This is a genomic window from Aeromicrobium sp. (assembly GCF_050700635.1).
Lineage (GTDB): Bacteria > Actinomycetota > Actinomycetes > Propionibacteriales > Nocardioidaceae > Aeromicrobium.
The window spans coordinates 1-3,503 of the sequence record NZ_JBOHDT010000026.1; the positions used below are offsets into that span (position 1 = coordinate 1).

The 3,503-nt window shown below is 67.6% G+C and carries 3 protein-coding genes; 2 read left to right on the plus strand and 1 reads right to left on the minus strand.

Features of this window, described 5'->3' with window-relative positions:
* Window positions 1-44 precede the first annotated feature (44 nt).
* Complete coding sequence (locus ACRDPN_RS01795) at window positions 45-1,421, plus strand: cystathionine beta-synthase (protein ID WP_431445615.1); 1,377 nt, start codon at window positions 45-47, stop codon at window positions 1,419-1,421.
* A gap of 82 nt (window positions 1,422-1,503) precedes the next feature.
* Window positions 1,504-2,676 (plus strand): cystathionine gamma-synthase, encoded by a 1,173-nt coding sequence (locus ACRDPN_RS01800; protein ID WP_431445616.1) that lies wholly within the window; start codon window positions 1,504-1,506, stop codon window positions 2,674-2,676.
* Here the strand turns inward: ACRDPN_RS01800 and ACRDPN_RS01805 are convergent.
* A partial coding sequence (locus tag ACRDPN_RS01805; protein ID WP_431445617.1) for a DNA recombination protein RmuC occupies window positions 2,673-3,503 on the minus strand: 831 nt, incomplete at its 5' end. The two genes, ACRDPN_RS01800 and ACRDPN_RS01805, sit on opposite strands and share 4 nt — an antisense overlap.

The window sequence follows — 3,503 nt, forward strand, 5'->3', positions numbered from 1 at the left end:
CCGACCGGTCGGGAGCTGCAACGAGCCGGTGCAAGAATGGCCGCATGCGCATCGCCAATCACATCGTCGACCTCATGGGCAACACCCCGCTCGTGAAGCTGAACAACGTCGTCCCCGCGGAATCCGCGACCGTGGCGGCCAAGATCGAGTACATGAACCCGGGCGGAAGCGTCAAAGATCGCATCGCCGTCAAGATGATCGACGCAGCCGAGCGATCGGGCGAGCTGAAACCCGGGGGAACCATCATCGAACCGACGTCCGGCAACACCGGAGTCGGACTTGCCCTCGTGGCCCAGCAGCGTGGCTACCACTGCGTCTTCGTGTGCCCCGACAAGGTCAGCCTGGACAAGCAGAACACCATGCGCGCGTACGGCGCCGAGGTCGTGGTGTGCCCGACGGCCGTTCCGCCGGACCATCCCGACAGCTACTACAGCGTCTCCGACCGCCTTGTCCGTGATACCGACGGCGGCTGGAAGCCCGACCAGTACTCCAACCCGGCCGGCCCGCAGAGCCACTACGAGACCACCGGCCCCGAGATCTGGGCGGACACCGACGGACAGGTCACACACTTCGTTGCCGGTGTCGGTACCGGCGGCACCATCACCGGCGCCGGCCGGTATCTCAAGGAAGTCTCCGAGGGACGCGTCAAGGTCGTCGGCGCCGATCCGGAAGGCTCCGTGTACTCCGGGGGTGCCGGTCGCCCATACCTCGTCGAAGGCGTCGGCGAGGACTTCTGGCCCAGCGCCTACGACCCCGAGGTCCCGGACGAGATCATCGCCGTCAGCGACGCCGACTCCTTCGACATGACCCGCCGGCTTGCCCGTGAAGAAGGGCTGCTCGTCGGTGGCTCTTGCGGCATGGCCGTGGTCGCCGCCCTCGAGGTGGCCGAGCGCGAAGGACCCGACGCCCTGGTGGTCGTCCTGCTGCCCGACGGCGGCCGCGGCTACCTCTCCAAGGTGTTCAACGATGACTGGATGTCGTCGTACGGCTTCCTGCGAGTCCCGCTCGACGGCCACACCGATCGACCCACAGTCGGCGACCTGCTCCGCCAGAAGTCCGGCGACATGCCGGCCCTCGTGCACACCCACCCGATCGAGACGATTCGCGACGCGATCAGCATTCTGCACGAGTATGGCGTGTCGCAGATGCCCGTCGTCGGGCCCGAGCCGCCGGTCGTCATCGGCGAGGTCGCCGGCAGCGTCAGTGAGCGCGAGCTGCTCAGCGCCGTGTTCGAGGGACGCGCCGCGCTCACCGATCCGGTCGAGAAGCACATGGAACCGCCGTTGCCATTGATCGGCTCCATGGAGGACTTCGAGACCTGCCTCAAGGCGCTCAGCGAGAGCGACGCCGTGATGGTCATCGAGGACGGCAAGCCGCTCGGAGTCCTCACCCGCCACGACCTCCTCGGCGTTCACATATGACCACCCCACGAAACTGCTCCCAATCTCGCGTCACACATGCGGGCTACAGCCAGCTTCGGTCGCACTTTCGCGGGGACCCCGGATGAGCGAGAAGCGCAGCGCCCACGACAAGGATGCGTGGCAGGGCTTCGCCACCCGCGCGATCCACGCCGGCTTCGACCCCGACCCGCAGACCGGCGCCGTCAACGTGCCGATCTATGCGACGTCGACGTTCGCCCAGGACGGCGTGGGCGGCATGCGCGGCGGCTACGAGTACGCCCGCACCGGCAACCCGACCCGCACCGCGCTCGAGGCCAACCTGGCCGCGCTCGAGGGCGGCGCCTTCGGCCGCGCGTTCAGCTCGGGCATGGCCGCGACCGACACGGCCCTGCGGTCGATGCTGCGTCCCAGCGACCACCTCGTCATCCCCGACGACGCCTACGGCGGCACGTTCCGGCTGATCGACAAGGTGTTCACCCACTGGGGGGTCACCTACACGACGGTCGCCGTCAACGACGTCGACGCCATCCGAGCCGCCATCACGCCGGAGACGAAGGTCGTCTGGATCGAGACCCCCACCAACCCGCTTCTGAACATCGCCGACATCGAGGCGATCGCCGGTGTCACCCACGACGCCGGACTGAAGCTCGTCGTCGACAACACGTTTGCGTCGCCCTACTTGCAGCAGCCGATCGCGCTCGGAGCCGATGTCGTCCTGCACTCGACGACGAAATACCTCGGTGGACACTCCGACGTCGTGGGTGGTGCCCTCGTCACCGACGACGAGGCGCTGCACGAGGCGTTCGGATTCCTGCAGAACGGCGCCGGCGGCGTGCCGGGCCCGTTCGACGCCTTCCTGACGCTGCGCGGCGTCAAGACGCTCGCCGTGCGCATGGAGCAGCACTGCACCAATGCCGAGGCCGTCGTGGAGTTCCTGCAGGGGCACGAGGCGGTGGCGCAGGTGATCTATCCGGGACTTCCCGAGCATCCGGGCCACGACGTCGCCGCACGTCAGATGCGTCGCTTCGGCGGCATGGTGTCTATCCGCCTCGCCGGCGGACGTCAGGCAGCGCTCGACCTGTGCGCGCGGACCGAGGTGTTCATCCTCGCCGAGAGCCTGGGTGGCATCGAGTCGCTGATCGAGCATCCTGGGGCGATGACCCATGCGTCCACTGCCGGGTCGGAGCTCGAGGTGCCGGACGACCTGGTGCGTCTCAGCGTCGGCATCGAGGACGTGTCTGACCTCGTGGGCGATCTCGAACAGGCGTTGAGCTAGGCGGTTTCCTCGTCGTCGACGATCTCGGCGTCGATGGTGAAGTCGAGCTCGGGACGCTCGAGGTCGTCGAACGCGACGAACTCCTCCTGGGTGAGCCGCTTGGTCTGGGACTCGATCGGATGCGGCGCGGCGATGAGCTTGGACTCGTCCACCTGGTCGAGCTTGCGTGCGGTGACCAGGACGCGCTGCTCCAGGGAGGCGGCGAAGTTGTTGTAGTTGGCCACGGTGGACTCGATCGACCTCCGCAGCTTCTCCGAGTGCTCGGCCAGTTTGGCCAGGCGTGAGTAGAGCTCCTTGCCGAGGTCGAACAGGTGCTTGGCGTCTTGTGTGAGGACGTCCTGCTGCCAGGTGAACGCCACCGTCTTCAGGATCGCCCACAGGTTGACCGGCGTCGCCAGCAGCACGCCCTTGGCGAACGCGTGCTCCATGAGCCCCGGATCGGCGTCCAGGGCCGAGTTCAGGATCGACTCGTTGGGGATGAACGCCACCGTGAACTCGGGGCTGGCGGCCAGGCCGGTCCAGTAGGTCTTGCCGGCGAGGGCGTCGACGTGGTGCTTGACCTGCTTGGCGTGCTGCGCGAGGTGCTGGGCGCGCTGCTCGTCGGCGAGGTCGGGGCGGTTGGACTCGATGTACGCGGCGTACGGGACCTTCGCGTCGACCGCCATCTGCTTGCCGCCCGGCAGGTTGACCACCATGTCGGGACGGCGCGCACCCGACTCGGCCTCGATCGTCTCCTGCATCGTGAAGTCGACCTGGCGCAGGAGCCCGGCCGACTCGACGAGGGACTTGAGCTGGGTCTCCCCGTAGACACCCCGCACGGAGTTGTT